This window comes from Pandoraea sp. (assembly GCF_041919235.1).
GTDB lineage: Bacteria > Pseudomonadota > Gammaproteobacteria > Burkholderiales > Burkholderiaceae > Pandoraea.
Genome location: NZ_JAYRUC010000016.1, coordinates 63,769 through 79,711 on the forward strand (window position 1 = coordinate 63,769; position 15,943 = coordinate 79,711).

A 15,943-nucleotide genomic window follows, 5' to 3' on the forward strand; every position below is an offset into this window, starting at 1 on the left:
CGCCGATGTCCGACACCGGCGAACTACTCCGGCGCCGTTTCCTCGGTGTGGCGCGCTGGCGGTGGACATTCGGCTTGCGCACGCGTCAGGCTCGCCAGCACCTTGCCCAGCCGCCGGGACAGTTCCGCACGCTCGGCCGGTGTGAGGTCGGCCAGGGCTTCGCGCTCGCTCACATTGGCGAAGGCGACGATCGTGTCGATCTTCGCCGCCGAGGCGTCGGTCAGGTGGAGCAGGTATGCGCGCTTGTCGTTCGAGTCGCGCTCACGCCGCACAAGCCCCTTTTCCGTGAGCCGCTCCAACAGTCTGACGAGCGCCATCGGCGTCAGCTCCATGCGTTCGGCCAGTTCCGCCTGTGTCTGCACCCCGTAGCGGTTAAGCATGACCAGCACGCGGCATTGCGCGCGCGTGAGGTCGAAGTTGCCACGGGCACGCCGGTCGAACAGTCGCGAATAGACGCGCGCGACGTCGTGCACCAGCGTGCCAAAACGAGATGACCAATCGATTTTCGACATGATTTAGCCGACGTGGCGCAAGCCGTCGGGCCGCCTCGTCGCGATCAACTAGTAAACAGGTTTACGATTTTGCCAGAGTCAATCATGGAGCGGCAACTGTCGCAAATAGGTGACACCCGGGAGGGACCGTCAGGCGTACTTATCGGCGGGTGGACGGTTTCGCACGGTGCGACGGGGGTTCCAGGGCGGTTTATCCACTCACCGGCCGGGCGTGGGTGGGATGTCCGAAAAAGTCTGAAAAAAACCAAGGAAAATAAGCACTTGACACTTCGCCTTTGCGGATCAAGAAAGGAATGGTGCGATGCATCGGCAAGATCGCCTGTGCATGGCACCCGTCCCTTTTTTGATCTTAAGGAGTGTCACTCATGTTTGATCTTTCACAAGCTTCGGATGTCCTTTCCATCACCAACGCCGAGCGTTTGTCGGGCAATCCTCGTCCGGCGGAATTGCCGGACGCAGCACGTTCGACGCTCACCGATCTCACGGCGATGCGTGAAGAGCGGCTGCCTTTCGTCGTCACGATCGCGCGCGACGAGGGGGCGTTGCGCGACGCGGTGGCCATGCGTCAGGCCGCGTACGGGCGCCATCTCCCCGATCTGGCTGCCACGTTGAGTGAGCCGGAGACGAGTGACCGCGAGCCGGGCGCGATCGTGCTCGTGGCGCGTGCACGGCTCGACGGTGCGGTGCTCGGCACGATGCGTATTCAGACCAATCGTTACCATCCGTTGCATCTCGAGGATTCGGCACCGTTGCCGGAATGGCTCGACAGCGCGGCGTTGGCGGAGGCAACGCGGTTGGGCGTGGTGGCCGGGCCGGTGGGGCGCGTCGTCAAGACGGCGCTCTTCAAGGCGTTCTATCAGTATTGCCTGCTTTCGGGCATCGACTGGATGGTGATCACGGCGCGTCCGCCGTTGCATCGGCAGTACGAAGCGCTGATGTTTACCGATGTTTTTCCGTCGCAAGGCTTGATCCCGATGGCGCACGTCGGCGGCATCGGGCACCGGGTGCTGGCGCTCAACGTGGCGCAGGCGCGCACGCGCTGGCAGGCGGCCGGGCATCCGCTGTTCGCCTATATGTGCCTCACGCATCACCCCGACCTGCGTCTGGGTGAGCCGGAGATGGAGGCGGGCGGACGTGTTTCGTCGGGCGAAGCCAGTGTTGGCGCGCATTTGCGGGATTTATCTTTTGCTGCCGACGAGGTACGATGCGTAGCATCAGGCTACAGCCTGGCGGTGTAATGCCGTTAATCGAACTAACGTTATCCCGTCGTGCGCGGCATTGGCTTTTTGCGGCGGCGGCGATAACGAGCAAGTCGGGCGAGAGATCCCTGCCCGTGACGGCCCGAGAGAAGGCCGCACGGGACGGGGCCGGCCCGGCCGGCAAGGCGAGCCGCGACGCGAGCCTTGCCCGGCGATTCAGGCGGGGGTGGTCAACGAGATAAGGGCTTAAGACTCATATGGCGGGGGAACTCGGCAACGAGCGTGACGATCACAGCCGAAATACGAACGATTTCGCCGATGAGTTGACCGGACTCACCGGCACGCGGCGCCGTTGGCGCGTCACCGCGAGGCTCGACGAGCTATTTCGCACTATTTCTTTATACGCCGTTCCTGCGGCCATCATGCTGCTCTCGGGCATCGTGTTGGTGTTTCAGGAGAGCCAGTACGCCGTGCGCGGCGCTACGCCATTGACCTTTCAGGCGCAAGGCGACCTTCCTGTCACGTTCGGCCCACCGATGGTACAGGGCTCGCTCGAGCGTGCGACTGCTGTTCATCAGTTCAGCACGCATCTGTCCGAAGCGCCCGTGTGGTTCCGTGTGAGTGTGCCCCCCGTGGGCGAAGCGCAGCATACGGTCATCGAATTCCCCTCGCGTCACGCGCAAACGCTCGCCTGCTGGCGAAATCCTGACGCCCCGGCCATCGGGCGCGCGGACCGCGGCGCGGTCAGCGGGGCGATCCGCGTGTCCAAAGCCGGCTTCGCGATCGATCTCGGACACCTCGTCGCACCGGTGACGCTCCTGTGCGAGGCCACGTTTTCCGGGCCGGCACATCTGACGCTGGTCGCCTGGCCGGCGTCTGAGCTGCGCATCTCCGAGCGGGAGTTCCACCGCAGCAACGGCCTGCTCGAAGGCGGCCTGTTGACGCTCTCGGCATTCGTGCTCGTCACCGCCATCATCAATAAGGAATGGCTCTACGTTCTGTTTGCGGCATGGTTGATCGGCAATCTTCGGCTCGCGGCAAACTCGCTCGGCGCGGACACGCAATGGCTTGAACGCACCATCCCGACCGACTGGGACGCCCTGGTGCGCAAGGCGACGTTCGCCATTTACTACGTGCTGACCTATTCACTGTTCACGCAGCTCTTCAAGCGCGAACTGCTCCGCGTGGGCTTGCGCTGGATGGTGATGGTGCTGCAATGGGCCGGTGTAGTGCTGTGCTGCGCGGCGATTGCGTTGCCGTATGCGCATTTCATTCCCGTGCTGTGGACTGTCGCCGCGCTGGGCATTGTGATCGTGCTGGCGCTGCTCACCCGTATTCTGGTGCTGACGCGCTCGCGCGTGGCCATGTGGTATAGCGCATCGCTGGCCATCGTTCTGTTTGCCACGTTTTCCGAAGTGATCGCCGCCGCGTTCAACGCGCGTGCGCTCTCGTCCGCGCTGAACAGCGTGACGGCGGCTCTGTTCTCCAGCCTGATGGCGGCACTGGCCATTGCCGAGCAGATGCGTGCCGAGCATCAGGGCAAGCTCCAGGCGCAGATGGAGCTTCGCAACGCGTATGACGTGACGCCCGTCGGCCTGTTCACGCTCAACGACCAGGGCGTCTTCGTCCGGGGCAACGCGGCGTTGCACACCATGCTCGGCATTCCCAATACCGAAGGACTCACCTATCGCTGGGATCAGTTTTTCGGTCAGAGCACGTGGCGTATGTTGCTCGATGTCGCCCAGCATAGCGACGAATCGGAACTCGAGATTCTGTCGCTGCCGCGCGACGACGGCCGCACCAGCCGTTATCTCGTCAAGGCGATCTTCTCCGCTGGGCGCATCGAAGGTTCGTTGCAGGACATCACCGAACGCGCTCGCACCATGGAGCAACTGCGCTATCTGGCGGAGAACGACCCGCTCACCGGCGTATCGAACCGGCGCGGCATCGAGAAGTCGCTCGGCGAAGCAATCCGAACGCTCTCCGATACTCGACCGGCGGCGCTGGCCTATCTCGATCTCGATCGGTTCAAGCTCGTGAACGATCTCTTCGGTCATGCGGCGGGCGACGAAGTGCTGCGTCAGGCATGCGACCGGATGCGCGCGCGTCTGTCGGCGGATCAGAGCGTTGGGCGCACCGGGGGCGACGAGTTCATCGTGGTCTTTCGCGATGCGACGATCAAGGAGGCGGCTGCCGTGACGCGCCGTCTGGTCGACGCAATTGCCGGGGAGCCTTATCAGATCGGGGAGCGCGCGTTCCAGGTGCGTGCATCGGCCGGAGTGATCGAGCTGACGACCGACATGCGCGTGCCCGACGCGATCTCGTCGGCCGACCGCGCCTGTCGCGAAGCCAAGAAGGGACGCCGCGAACTGGTCGTCTACGAGCGCGGGGCGGCGGCATTCCGTGAGCGGCTGGCCGAATTGCGTTTGATCGACGCGCTCGACGCCGGACTCACACCCAACACGCTGTTTCTTGAGATGCAGCCGATCATGGAGATGGCGTCTCCTGGTGAGTCGCTCAACTTCGAGGTGCTGCTGCGCATGCGCGATTCGGACGGCAACATCGTGCCGGCTTCGCGCGTAATCAGCGCGGCAGAGGAGAACGGCAGCATCGGCATGATCGATAAATGGGTGCTCACGAACACGCTCGCCTGGATCGACGCGAACCGCGATCGTCTCGTGAAAACCCGGTTCGTGTGCGTGAACCTCTCGGGGGCGTCGCTCAACGACGAGCACTTCGTGCGGGATATCTTTGCGTCGCTGGCGGCCCATGAGCGCGCCGTCGGCCTGCTGTGCATCGAGATCACGGAAACCGTGGCGCTGCACGATCTCGACAATACGCGTCGTTTTGTCGACCGGATTCACCAATTGGGCGGGCGCATCGCGCTCGACGATTTCGGGGCGGGCTTCAGTTCGTTTTCCTACCTGAAGGATCTGGCGGTCGACGCCATCAAGATTGACGGTGCGTTTGTGCAAAGCATGGCGGCGCACCCGGCCAATCTGGCGATCGTCGAGGCGATTGTGGCGCTGGCGAAGAATCTGGGGATTCGCAGCGTCGCGGAGTGGGTGGAAGACGCGGCAACGCTCGAAGCGTTGTCGGAGTTGGGCGTCGACTATGTACAAGGCTTCCTGATTGCGCGTCCGCAGACGCCCGAGGCCATTCTGGCGGCCGACTCGGCGGCCAGTTTCGTTCGCGACCCGCAACTGGCGTTGTTGCTGGCTGAGTTGGGGCAGGCCTTCTACCCGCGCCAAAGCGACAGCGCGGTGTTGCACTGATTCGATCCACGGGGGGGCGTTTGCGTTGCGCGCAAATGGCTTGATGCAAGCGGCGTCGACCGTCGCGCTGCCCCGGCGGATTGGCACTGCTTTGTGCAATGGTGCGTTTCACGCAAATGCGCCGGAACGCCATGGTTCGCTGAGCGTGATACACCGAAAACCCGCATGAATCGGGCATTTCGGTGTCAAGCCCCTTCGCTCGGAAGGTCGTTGGAGCGTAACTCGACGTAAGAATTCCAGCGGGAATAAATGTTGTCCCGGGCGAAGCCAGGGTGGCAGAATTTGTGCATCGACGTGATGGAGCCAAGTCTCCATGCACCGGCGGACCGTTTCCGCATTTTGGGGTGAAGCGCGGTGGGGTGAGGCGCGGATTTCGAGGCGGCTTACCGGTGCTCGACAAACGATAGACACGCGATAGTCAAACGACAGTCAAGCGACAGTCAAGCGATAAGCTACGGGGGTTAGGACCGTACACATCCACGAGATGCGTGCGGCGCGGCCAGGTGACCTAACCAGAACAACGACAATGATTTCGACACTTCTCAAGCTCGTGTATCGCTATAGCCATACGGCGAAGTGGCGGCACAACGAACGGTTGTGGCCGCACGCAAGCATTGAGCGCGACGCAAGGGGTGCCATCGAGCGCTTTACATGGCGCGGCCGTTATGTGCCGCTCGCCCGACGTTCCGAATTGCAACGGCTGCGCCGGTTGCCTTGCCACATCATTGCGAGCGGCCCGTCGATTGCGGAGATTGATTACGACGCGCTGCCGATGCATCACGTCATGGGCGTGAACGGAGCCATTGCGCTGACCGACCTGGCGCCGGTCAAATTCGATTTCTACTGCATTCTCGACGCGGGTTTCGTGCGGCAGCGGCCGGATCTGGCGCGCCGGATCGTGGCGCGCGATCTGGTGTTGTTCATCACGCCGGTCGTGCTCGCACGTTTGCTGGAGACGTTCCCTGCGTCGGCATTCGGCTGCCGGTTCTATCTGGTGGACGACATCTTCAAGCGGGGGATGGAAGCCGCCCGTACGAGCGAGGCGCTGCGCGCGAATCCAAGGGTCGCGGCTAGCGCGTCTTTCCATGGCGAGGACGGCGGCCTGGGTTTCAGCTTCGACATTGACAATGGCTTCTTCCATGGTGGCACGGTGGCGTACTTTGCGCTGCAGGTCGCGACGTGGCTCGGCTTCACTCAGATGTATCTCCACGGCGTCGATCTGCGGGACGCCTCGCACACGCCCCGGTTCTACGAGACGGCGCAAACGCGTGCGCCGACGCGGTTGGATGCCGAATTCACCCACCTGATCGAGCCGTCGTTCCGTCACGCGGCGGGCGTCTTGCGTGCGCGTGGCGTGCGCGTCGACAATCTTTCGAGCACCAGTGCGTTGGGCGACGACATCTTCGAGAAGGTCGACTGGCGCGCATTGCGCCGCCGGAACCTGAGTCTGGTGGTGCCGGACGCGGATCGCGACCGCCGCGATATCGGCATGGCGCCAGCCGTATGTTCGACGGGGACGCACGGTCAAGCGTGAAGCGCTGCGCCGGCGCGTCCCGGCGCGCGAAAGTCCTTGCCGGCAGGGCGCTGGGCGCTGATCGACCTGCTACAATCGCACTCCGGGTTTTCCTGAAGCACGAGCGATTATGGGGTTTGGCTGGTTCGGTCTGTCGACGTTTTGGTTGCTGGCCTTGTGCTGGCCTGGCGTGCGGGGTCTGCTTGGCGGCGAGATTCGAATCTTCGGCCCCGGCACGCTCCGTATGCTGTTCGGTGTGCCGCTCGCGATGATATCGAGCGCCACGCTGGCGGCACTGACCGGCGGCGACGGCAACACCGCGGGTGGCCGCGTCGGCCAATTTCTTTCCCACGGCTTGAGCATCGCGCTGGGCGGTACGCTCGCGATGGGCGTGGCTGGCTTCGTCCTTCTTCTCTGCCTTCCCCTGGTCTTCGGCACCACTTGGTGGGGCATGCTCGCGCGCGGCAAATCGTCCGACGACGAGGAAATTCCAGCTCACGAGTCACGTTTCGATAGCGTGCGGCACGAGCCGGCGCGGGGACTTTCGCACGCGTCGTTCGATGCGGGCGAGCGAGGCGGGCGCTTCGCACCCACGCTCGGCCAAGGGCATCACAACGTCGGCAGCTTGACGGACGATCCAATGCCGCGCCGCCGCGGTCTTGCGGCGCAGCCGCGCTGGAAGTTGTCCGACGAGGAGCGCGCACGTCTCGATGCGATGCGGCCGCCGCCGTTGACGGTTCGCGGCGCACCGCGTGCCGAGCCGTCGTTTGCGTCGTTTTCATCGTTTGCGAATGGCGCCGGCGTTCGCCCGGTAGGAAAGGGCGCCTCGGCCGGCCGAGGCGGTACCGCAGTCGCCGGCGCGATCGCCTCTGCGGCGAGCGTGAAGGCGTCTGCGACGGCCGTACGTCCCAGCTTGCCGTCCGGCGCGTATGTGCGCGGTACGGGTTCTGGCGAAACGCTTCGGATGACGGAGTTCGTGCGTGCCGAGCCCGGCTTGACCTCGCGAGAGACGCGCACCGTACCGGCGCAGACGGCACGCAATGCGCCGATGCCCCCGAATTCCCCGATGCCCCCGAGTCCACCCGTCGATCCGCTGCACTCGACGTCGATTCCAGGCGCGACGGGCTATCGTCGTCCGGTGGGCGTCGCACCGGCACATCTGCGCGGCACCATCGTGCATAGCCCTTTTCGCAAGCCGCAACTCGGGCTGGAGGATATTGCGCCGCGTGGTGCACAGCCTGGCGTGCGGCCGCAGACTGATGGCGCTGCGCAGACCGCCTCGACCCGTGCGGCCGACGTCATGACGCCGCCCGCCGCTGCCGCAGGTGCAAGTGCAGCGGTACCGATGATCCGTGGGGCCGCGTCGTGGTCGGCTTCCGACGCCGCGACGCCACTTCTGGCTGGACTCTCCGAATTTTCGCCTGTCGATCTCTCGACGACAGGGATCGGGGTACCGCCTGTCGACGCATTGCCGTCGGGACTGGCCGCTGAAATGCTTGCCGAGGGCGAGGCCGCTCACGCCGCCGGGCAGGCGGGCGTAGAGGCGCTGGCCGCGTTGCGCGATGAAGCACAAGCATTGCTTCGCGATTTGCGTGAGTGGACTGCATCGCACTCGCCCGATGTTGGCAATGCTGCCGAGGGGGTACCGACCCATTCGATGACGGCCAACGATCCAGAGGAACGCGCTGCGCCGAGCCAGGAACGCGTGCCATCGGAGACGATGAACGCCAATGCGCATGCGCACGCGCCTGTCTCCGGTGCGCAAGCGCCGTCCGCTTGGGACGTGGCGGTCGAACCGCCATCCGCTGCCGTGCGCGTGGACACCCGCGTTACGACACCCGCAATATCGGGAGCGGCGTCCACCCCGGCGGTCGCAGCGCCGCATCGCCCGTTCGCCTTTGCGGATGTCCTGGCGAGCGTGGAAGCCGTCGATGCGCCAACCGATTCGTCGCTTGACGAGCCCGTTGGCGTGGTTGAAGCGGTTGAACCCGTTGAAGCGGTTGGACCCGTTGAACCGGTTCGACTCGCGCAACAGGTTGAATCGGCCGAGCCGATCGACGCGTTCGAACCGATGCTAAACACGGCGCATGACGGTGTTCCCGGTGGCATCGAAGCGACGGCGCCATTATCGAAGCCACACTACGTCTTGCGCGCCGACGGCACCTGGGCGCGCGTTGATGGGACATCTCTTGCGCACGACGACGAAGTCTCGGCATCGGCCGCACCTGCATCACCTGCATCACCTGCGTCGCTCGCGTCGGCGGGAAGATCGCCTGCGTCGGTGGCCGTCATGCCGACCATTGGGTCGTTCTCCGCGCCCGCGCCGTTCGGCGCGTCTTCCGGTGTCACGCCGCGCCCAGCCACCTTCTCGGCCGACACGCCGTACGCGCTTGCACCGCCGCGCGTCGCCATCGACTACGATCTGCCGTCGGTGGATCTGCTGTCGGCCGCGACGTCGCAGGACACCGCCAACGTGGTCTCAGACGAAGCGCTCGCCGCTGTGAGCCAGTTGATCGAGCAGCGTCTGGCCGAATTCAAGGTGCCTGTGACGGTGGTCGGTGCGTCGGCGGGCCCGGTCATCACGCGCTTCGAAGTGGAGCCGGCGGTGGGTGTGCGCGGCGCACAGGTAGTCGGTCTCGTGAAGGATCTGGCGCGTGCGCTGGGCGTGACGTCAATCCGCGTGGTCGAGACCATTCCCGGCAAGACTTGCATGGGGCTGGAGCTGCCGAATGCGCAGCGGCAAATGATTCGCCTGTCCGAAATCCTCACGGCCCCGGCGTTCGATACCCATCGCTCGCACCTCGCACTCGCCATGGGCGAGGACATCACCGGCCAGCCCGTCGTCGCCGACCTGGCGCGTGCGCCCCACCTGCTGGTGGCGGGGACGACCGGTTCGGGCAAGTCGGTGGCTGTCAATGCCATGATCCTGTCGCTGCTCTACAAGGCAACACCGGACGACGTGCGACTCATCATGATCGATCCGAAGATGCTGGAGCTGTCCGTCTATGGCGGCATTCCCCATTTGCTCGCCCCCGTGGTGACCGATATGAAGCTGGCCGCGCATGCCCTGAACTGGTGCGTGGGTGAGATGGAGAAGCGCTACCGGTTGATGTCGGCGCTCGGTGTGCGCAATCTGGCCGGCTACAACGAGAAGATCGATGCCGCGCGCGCGGCGGGCGAGAAAGTGAGCAATCCGTTCTCGCTCACGCCCGACGCGCCGGAGCCGCTGGAGAGGCTGCCGTTCATCGTCGTGGTCATCGACGAATTGGCCGATCTCATGATGGTGGCGGGCAAGAAGATTGAAGAGCTGATCGCCCGGCTCGCGCAAAAGGCACGCGCAGCAGGGATTCATCTGATTCTTGCGACACAACGTCCTTCGGTCGACGTCATTACCGGCCTCATCAAGGCGAATATTCCGACGCGGGTGGCATTTCAGGTGTCGTCGAAGATCGATTCGCGCACGATTCTCGATCAGATGGGCGCGGAATCGCTGCTGGGACAGGGCGACATGCTGTTCCTGCCGCCGGGCACGGGCTATCCCCAGCGGGTGCACGGGGCCTTCGTTGCCGACGACGAGGTGCACCGCGTCGTCCGACACTGGCAGCAGTATGGCGAACCGGACTACGACGAAGCGATTCTCGCGGGCGATCCGGGAGACGCCGTGGCCGATCTGTTCGGCGAGACGACGGGCGATGCCGAGGCCGATCCGCTCTACGACGAAGCCGCGGCATTCGTGCTGAGCTCGCGTCGCGCGTCGATTTCTGCGGTCCAGCGGCAATTGCGCATCGGCTACAACCGCGCCGCCCGGCTCATCGAACAGATGGAGACGGCCGGACTGGTCAGCGCGATGGGGCGAAATGGCGCGCGCGACGTGATTGCACCCGGCGGGTAACCGCCGTCGCTTACACCTGCCTTACGACCCGCTCATCGAGTCGAACTCTTTGGCAGTCCGTGTCGATAACCGGACATGCGCCGTACATGGCATGCGCCGTCAAATACCTTGGAAGTCCGCGCCAATGCGCGATGACGGCGCGTAAACCCGCGTGCCGGTAGGGGTATTCCCGCCTTTGCGGGCGAAACTCAGCGAACACATAATCGGCGCGCTAGGTTGGTCGTTCGAAGCGTGCTTTACGGTATCGCCCTGACACGAAATACAAGACCGGGGGGGTGCGACGGGTGGAGGATTACTCGCGAGTCACGCGTTCTGCGGCAGGGCCTGCGACATCAGGAAATTGAAGCACACAAGCGTCATACCGAAACGCATCGCACCGAAGGAGACCTTTATGCAATTCCGATTCAAGCTCATGGCTGGCGCCGTGGCGTTCGCTCTATCCGCCTCGATGGCCGTTGCGGCCGATCCGATCAAGATTGGCGTGTCCGGTCCGTATACCGGCGGCTCATCGTCGATGGGCGTTTCCATGCGCGATGGCGTGCGCCTGGCCGCGTCGGAAATCAACAAGGCCGGTGGCGTCCTCGGGCGTCAGATCGTGCTCGTCGAGCGCGACGACGAAGCCAAAAACGAACGCGGTGTGCAGATCGCGCAGGAACTGATCAACAAGGAACGCGTGGTCGCGACCGTCGGTTTCATCAACACCGGCGTTGCACTGGCCTCGCAGCGTTTCTATCAAGACGCCAAGATTCCGGTATTCAACAACGTGGCGACCGGCACGGTCATCACCGAGCAGTTCAAGGCGCCGAAGTATCCCGATAACTATGTCTTCCGCAACTCCGCCAAGGACAGCATCCAGGCGCCGATGATCGTGGAAGAGGCCATCACCCGTCGCGGCTTCAAGAAGCCCGCCATTCTCGCCGACTCGACCAACTACGGTCAGCTCGGCCGCGAAGATCTGGAAAAGGCGCTCGCCGCCAAGGGCATCAAGCCGGTCGCCGAAGAGAAGTTCAACATCAAGGACGTCGACATGACGGCCCAGTTGCTCAAGGCCAAGCAGGCTGGCGCCGACGTCATCCTCACGTACGGTATCGGCCCGGAACTGGCGCAGATCGCCAACGGCATGGGCAAGCTCGGCTGGAAGCTGCCGCTGGTCGGTAGCTGGACGCTCGCGATGGCGAACTACATCGACAACTCGGGTGCGAACGGTGAGGGCGCTCGCATGCCCCAGACGTTCATTCAGGAACCGAATACGCCCAAGCGCAAGGCCTTCATCGACGCTTATCTGGCCATGTTCAAGCCGAAGAACAATCGCATCGACTCGGCAGTGTCGGCTGCGCAGGGCTACGACTCGATCTACCTGTTGGCCGCGGCCATCAAGCAGGCAGGCACCACGGACGGCCCGAAGGTACGTGCTGCGCTCGAGAACCTGAAGACCCCGGTCGACGGCGTGGTCACGACCTACGATCATCCGTTCACGCATGACGATCACGACGCTATCAGCGCGAACATCCCGGTGATGGGTGAAGTGAAGGGCGATCGCGTCGTGTATGCCTACGACACCGACCTGAAGGCTGGCAGCAAGGTGCGTGAGAAGGCAGCGAAGTAAGCTGCACTGCCTCCCAGCACTGTACTTTGGTTGCGCTGCGCAGCCATGACGGGTGAACGACGGCGCGTGCCGCTTGGGTTCGGGGTCCCTGGCAACGGGGCGTCCGGGCGCAGCGCGCGCGCCGTCTGCCCACCCGGGCCAGACGCCGGCACTCGGGACCGGCGCGCGGCACGCGCATTGAATGCCTCCCGTGCATCGCTCGTAGGCTCGCACTCGCGAGAGAGGACCGCATGACCATCCTGATTCAACTCATCTACAGCGGCATCGCGCTGGGGATGATCTACGCCGTGATCGCCTTCGGTTACCAACTGACGTTCGCGACGTCCGGCACCCTGAACTTCGGCCAGGGCGAAGCGCTCATGCTTGGCGCACTGGTCGGCCTTACCCTGGTCGAAACCCTGGGGCTGAACTATTGGCTGATGATCCCCATCGTCTGCGTGTTCGGTCTGATGCAAGGCGCATTGGTCGAGCGCATCGGGGTGAAGCCCGCGTTGCGGATCAAGTCGGAGTTCGGCTGGATCATGTCCACCATTGCGCTGGGCATCATCTTTCGTAACGTCGCGGAAAACGTGTGGGGACGCGACGATCTCAAATTTCCGTCGCCGCTGCCTGAGTCGCCGATTCACCTGTTCGGCGCAAACGTGCTGCCGATGGAACTGCTCGTCGTGGTGGGCGCGCTGCTCATGATGGCGGCGGTCGAGTTCTTCAACCGGCGCACGATCTACGGCAAGGCGGTGGTGGCCACGGCCAACGACCGCGACGCGGCCGGACTCATGGGCATCAACACCAGCCTGGTCATCACCTTCTCGTACGCGCTGTCGTCCATGGCGGCCGCATTTGCGGGCGTGCTCGTTGCACCGCTCACGCTCACCGGCGCCACGATGGGGGCCGTGCTCGGGCTCAAGGCTTTCGCCGTGGCCATCATCGGCGGGTTGTCGAGCGGGATGGGCGTGCTCGTGGGCGGCCTGCTGCTCGGCATTGCCGAGACAACGACCGCATTCTACATTTCGACCGGCTACAAAGACGTGCCGGGTCTCGTGCTGCTGCTGCTTGTGCTGGCCGTGAAGCCGGCGGGCCTGTTCGGCAAGACCGCCATCAAGAAGGTGTAACCATGACCGCACAGACCTCTACCGTGCGCGGAGCCAGCGATGCCGGCGGCCTGCGAGTGACCACGAAGCTCGCCGCCATCGTGGGCATTGTCGCGCTGTTCGGCTTCCCGATGGCCATCGGCAATCCTTATTACATCCACATGATCGAGACGATCATGATCTACGCGATTCTGCTCTTCGGGCTGGATATCGTCGTGGGTTACACCGGGCAGGTGTCGCTGGGCCATGCGGGCCTGTTCGGCATTGGCGCCTACGTGGCGGGTGTGTTCTTCACCAAGCTCGGCCTCTCGCTCTGGCTGGCGCTTCCGGCCGCGATCCTCATCACGGCGGCGTTCGGTGCCGTGCTTGCATTACCGGCGCTGCGCGTGATCGGCCCGTATCTGGCCATGGTGACGCTTGCCTTCGGCACCATCATCCAGATTCTCATCAACGAGATGGACTTCCTGACCGACGGGCCGATGGGCATCACGCTCACGAAGCCGCTCATTGGCGGGCACCCGATCGATGAGAACGAGTACTACTGGCTCGTTGCCGTGTTGCTGCTGGTGAGCATGGTCGTCGCCCACCGGATTCTGAAGTCGCACCTTGGGCGCGCCTTCGAAGCCTTGCGCGATTCGCCCGTGGCATCGGACTGCATGGGCGTGTCGGTGTACCGCTATAAGGTATACGCGTTCGTGATCAGCGCCGGTTTTGCCGGCCTGGCGGGTAGCCTCTACGCGTATTCGGAGCAGTACATCTCGCCGAATACGTATAACTTCGAGCTGACGATCCTGTTCCTTCTGGCTGTCATCATGGGCGGGCGCAAGACGCGCAGCGGCGCGTTGCTGGGTGCGACGATCGTCGTGCTGCTGCCGCAATTGCTCGACGACATCGGTACCTTCCGGATCGTCGCCACGGCCATCGCTGCCGTGACCACGGTCGTGGCCGTGACGGCCATCGCACGCGCGCGCACCTCGCTTGCCAAGGCGGCCGTGCCGATCGCCGGCACGATCGCTCTGGCCGGGGTGACCTGGTGGCGCGACAACATCACGGACTGGCGTCTGACGATCTTCGGCCTGATGATCCTGTTCGTCGTGTACTACCTGCCGGACGGCATCATTGGCTTCGTGCGCGCGCGTATTCTGAATCGCCGTCGCGCGTCGACCGTCTCGGCCACGCAGGTCGACGAGACGGTTGCCGGCGACAGCGACCCGGTGCTGACGGCAGCGGCGGGCGGTCCTGAGGAACTGCTGAACGTGCGTCAGTTGCTCATGCAATTCGACGGCCTGAAGGCGCTCAATCAGGTGGATCTTACGGTCAAGCGCGGCACGATTCATGGGCTGATCGGCCCGAACGGGTCGGGCAAGAGCACGATGATGAACGTGCTGACCGGCATTTACGTGCCGACGGCGGGCAGCATCGAGTTCGCCGGCCAATCGATTGCCGGACGCACATCGGCGGACATCGCGCTCTCCGGGGTGGCACGCACGTTCCAGAACGTGCAGCTGTTCGGCGAAATGACGGCGCTGGAGAATGTGCTCGTCGGTTTGCATCACACGTTCCATTCGACGTTGGTCGATGTCTCGCTGCGTCTGCCGCGTTACAAGCGCGAGGAGGCGGGGGCGCGTGCCCGCGCGATGCGACTGCTGGAGTTCGTGGGACTGTCGTCGCTTGCCGACGAAGAGGCGCGTAACCTGCCGTACGGCAAACAGCGCTTGCTGGAAATTGCGCGCGCGCTGGCGCTGGATCCGCGTTTGCTGCTGCTCGACGAGCCGGCTGCCGGCCTCACGGCGCCCGACATTCGGGAACTGCTCGCGATCATTCGCAAGATTCGCGACCACGGCATCACGGTCATTCTGATCGAGCACCACATGGACGTGGTGATGAGCACCTGCCAGACGGTCTCCGTGCTCGACTTCGGACAGAAGATCGCCGAAGGTCTGCCGGCGCAGATTCAGGCCGATCCGAAGGTGATCGAGGCGTATCTGGGCGGCGCATCGACGACGCACTGACGACATTCGCGCACGCGGCACACGGCGCGGAGAACGCCGCCGTGTGCCGCGTAGCCACGACGGATAAACGGAACCACTATGCTTTCCATTCGTAATCTGCAAGCCGGCTACGGCAAGGTGCAGGTGCTGCACGGCATCGATATCGACGTGCCGAGCGGTCAGGTCATCACGCTCATCGGGTCGAACGGTGCGGGCAAGACCACCACCATGCGTGCAGTCTCCGGCATGATCAAGCCGACCTCCGGCGAAATCACGCTCGGGGACAAGCGTATCGACGGGCTGGACTCGCATCGCATCGCGAAGCTTGGACTGGCGCATTCGCCCGAAGGCCGACGCGTGTTCGCCACCATGACGGTGATGGACAATCTGCGCCTGGGGGCATTCCCGCGCCTGACGGGCAGCCGGCCGCGCGGCGATATCGCCGCCGATCTGGACCGCGCCATGGATCTGTTCCCGCGACTCAAGGAGCGGCGCAATCAATTGGCCGGTACGCTTTCGGGAGGCGAGCAGCAAATGCTCGCCATGGCCCGGGCGGTCATGCTGCGCCCGGACATCGTGCTGCTCGACGAGCCGTCGATGGGCCTGGCGCCGATTCTGGTCGACGAGGTCTTTCGCATCATCAGCAATCTGAAGTCGGAGGGTGTGACGATGCTGCTCGTGGAGCAGTTCGCCGCAGCCGCGCTGGGCGTGGCCGACTATGGCTACGTGCTGGAGAACGGTCGCATTTCCGTGCACGGCCCGGCGGAGAACCTGCGCAATGACGACAAGGTGCGCGCCGCGTACCTGGGCGGCAGTCACTGACGTCGATGTACTGACGTCGATGTACTGGCGTCGATGACCGCCTTC

General features: G+C 64.1%; 9 protein-coding genes. 8 read left to right on the forward strand and 1 reads right to left on the reverse strand.

Annotated elements, in window-relative coordinates; genetic code table 11:
• Nucleotides 1–23: 23 nt before the first annotated feature.
• Nucleotides 24–512 carry a MarR family winged helix-turn-helix transcriptional regulator gene (locus tag ACE3UG_RS14275; protein ID WP_374624930.1) on the reverse strand — a complete coding sequence of 163 codons (489 nt, stop codon included), beginning with the start codon at nt 510–512 and terminating at the stop codon, nt 24–26.
• 365 nt (nt 513–877) lie between these two features.
• Between ACE3UG_RS14275 and ACE3UG_RS14280 the strand changes: the two genes are divergently transcribed.
• The 8 genes from ACE3UG_RS14280 (at nt 878) to ACE3UG_RS14315 (ending at nt 15,898) form a co-directional block, all read left to right on the forward strand.
• Nucleotides 878–1,750, forward strand: coding sequence for a hypothetical protein (locus ACE3UG_RS14280; protein ID WP_374624932.1), 873 nt, complete (start codon nt 878–880; stop codon nt 1,748–1,750).
• A 218-nt stretch (nt 1,751–1,968) separates the two neighbouring features.
• Nucleotides 1,969–4,986, forward strand: a complete 3,018-nt coding sequence (locus ACE3UG_RS14285; RefSeq protein WP_374624934.1) for a putative bifunctional diguanylate cyclase/phosphodiesterase — start codon at nt 1,969–1,971, stop codon at nt 4,984–4,986.
• Nucleotides 4,987–5,512: 526 nt separating this feature from the next.
• Nucleotides 5,513–6,520 carry a hypothetical protein gene (locus ACE3UG_RS14290; protein ID WP_374624936.1) on the forward strand — a complete coding sequence of 336 codons (1,008 nt, stop codon included), beginning with the start codon at nt 5,513–5,515 and terminating at the stop codon, nt 6,518–6,520.
• 109 nt (nt 6,521–6,629) lie between these two features.
• Nucleotides 6,630–10,391, forward strand: coding sequence for a DNA translocase FtsK (locus ACE3UG_RS14295; RefSeq protein ID WP_374624938.1), 3,762 nt, complete (start codon nt 6,630–6,632; stop codon nt 10,389–10,391).
• 391 nt (nt 10,392–10,782) lie between these two features.
• Complete coding sequence (locus tag ACE3UG_RS14300) at nt 10,783–11,997, forward strand: ABC transporter substrate-binding protein (protein WP_374624940.1); 1,215 nt, start codon at nt 10,783–10,785, stop codon at nt 11,995–11,997.
• A gap of 230 nt (nt 11,998–12,227) precedes the next feature.
• Complete coding sequence (locus tag ACE3UG_RS14305) at nt 12,228–13,106, forward strand: branched-chain amino acid ABC transporter permease (protein ID WP_374624942.1); 879 nt, start codon at nt 12,228–12,230, stop codon at nt 13,104–13,106.
• A 110-nt stretch (nt 13,107–13,216) separates the two neighbouring features.
• A complete protein-coding gene (locus tag ACE3UG_RS14310; protein WP_374625037.1) occupies nt 13,217–15,097 on the forward strand; it encodes an ATP-binding cassette domain-containing protein in 1,881 nt (626 codons plus the stop codon).
• 78 nt (nt 15,098–15,175) lie between these two features.
• Nucleotides 15,176–15,898 (forward strand): ABC transporter ATP-binding protein, encoded by a 723-nt coding sequence (locus tag ACE3UG_RS14315; protein ID WP_374624944.1) that lies wholly within the window; start codon nt 15,176–15,178, stop codon nt 15,896–15,898.
• Nucleotides 15,899–15,943 lie beyond the last annotated feature (45 nt).

Excerpts from the sequence above, each read along its gene's own strand:
- ACE3UG_RS14300 (WP_374624940.1), top strand. The coding sequence starts at position 10,783 with ATGCAATTCCGATTCAAGCTCATGGCTGGCGCCGTGGCGTTCGCTCTA.
- ACE3UG_RS14280 (WP_374624932.1), top strand. The coding sequence starts at position 878 with ATGTTTGATCTTTCACAAGCTTCGGATGTCCTTTCCATCACCAACGCC.
- ACE3UG_RS14295 (WP_374624938.1), top strand. The coding sequence starts at position 6,630 with ATGGGGTTTGGCTGGTTCGGTCTGTCGACGTTTTGGTTGCTGGCCTTG.
- ACE3UG_RS14290 (WP_374624936.1), top strand. The coding sequence starts at position 5,513 with ATGATTTCGACACTTCTCAAGCTCGTGTATCGCTATAGCCATACGGCG.
- ACE3UG_RS14310 (WP_374625037.1), top strand. The coding sequence starts at position 13,217 with ATGGCCATCGGCAATCCTTATTACATCCACATGATCGAGACGATCATG.
- ACE3UG_RS14305 (WP_374624942.1), top strand. The coding sequence starts at position 12,228 with ATGACCATCCTGATTCAACTCATCTACAGCGGCATCGCGCTGGGGATG.
- ACE3UG_RS14285 (WP_374624934.1), top strand. The coding sequence starts at position 1,969 with ATGGCGGGGGAACTCGGCAACGAGCGTGACGATCACAGCCGAAATACG.
- ACE3UG_RS14275 (WP_374624930.1), bottom strand. The coding sequence starts at position 512 with ATGTCGAAAATCGATTGGTCATCTCGTTTTGGCACGCTGGTGCACGAC.
- ACE3UG_RS14315 (WP_374624944.1), top strand. The coding sequence starts at position 15,176 with ATGCTTTCCATTCGTAATCTGCAAGCCGGCTACGGCAAGGTGCAGGTG.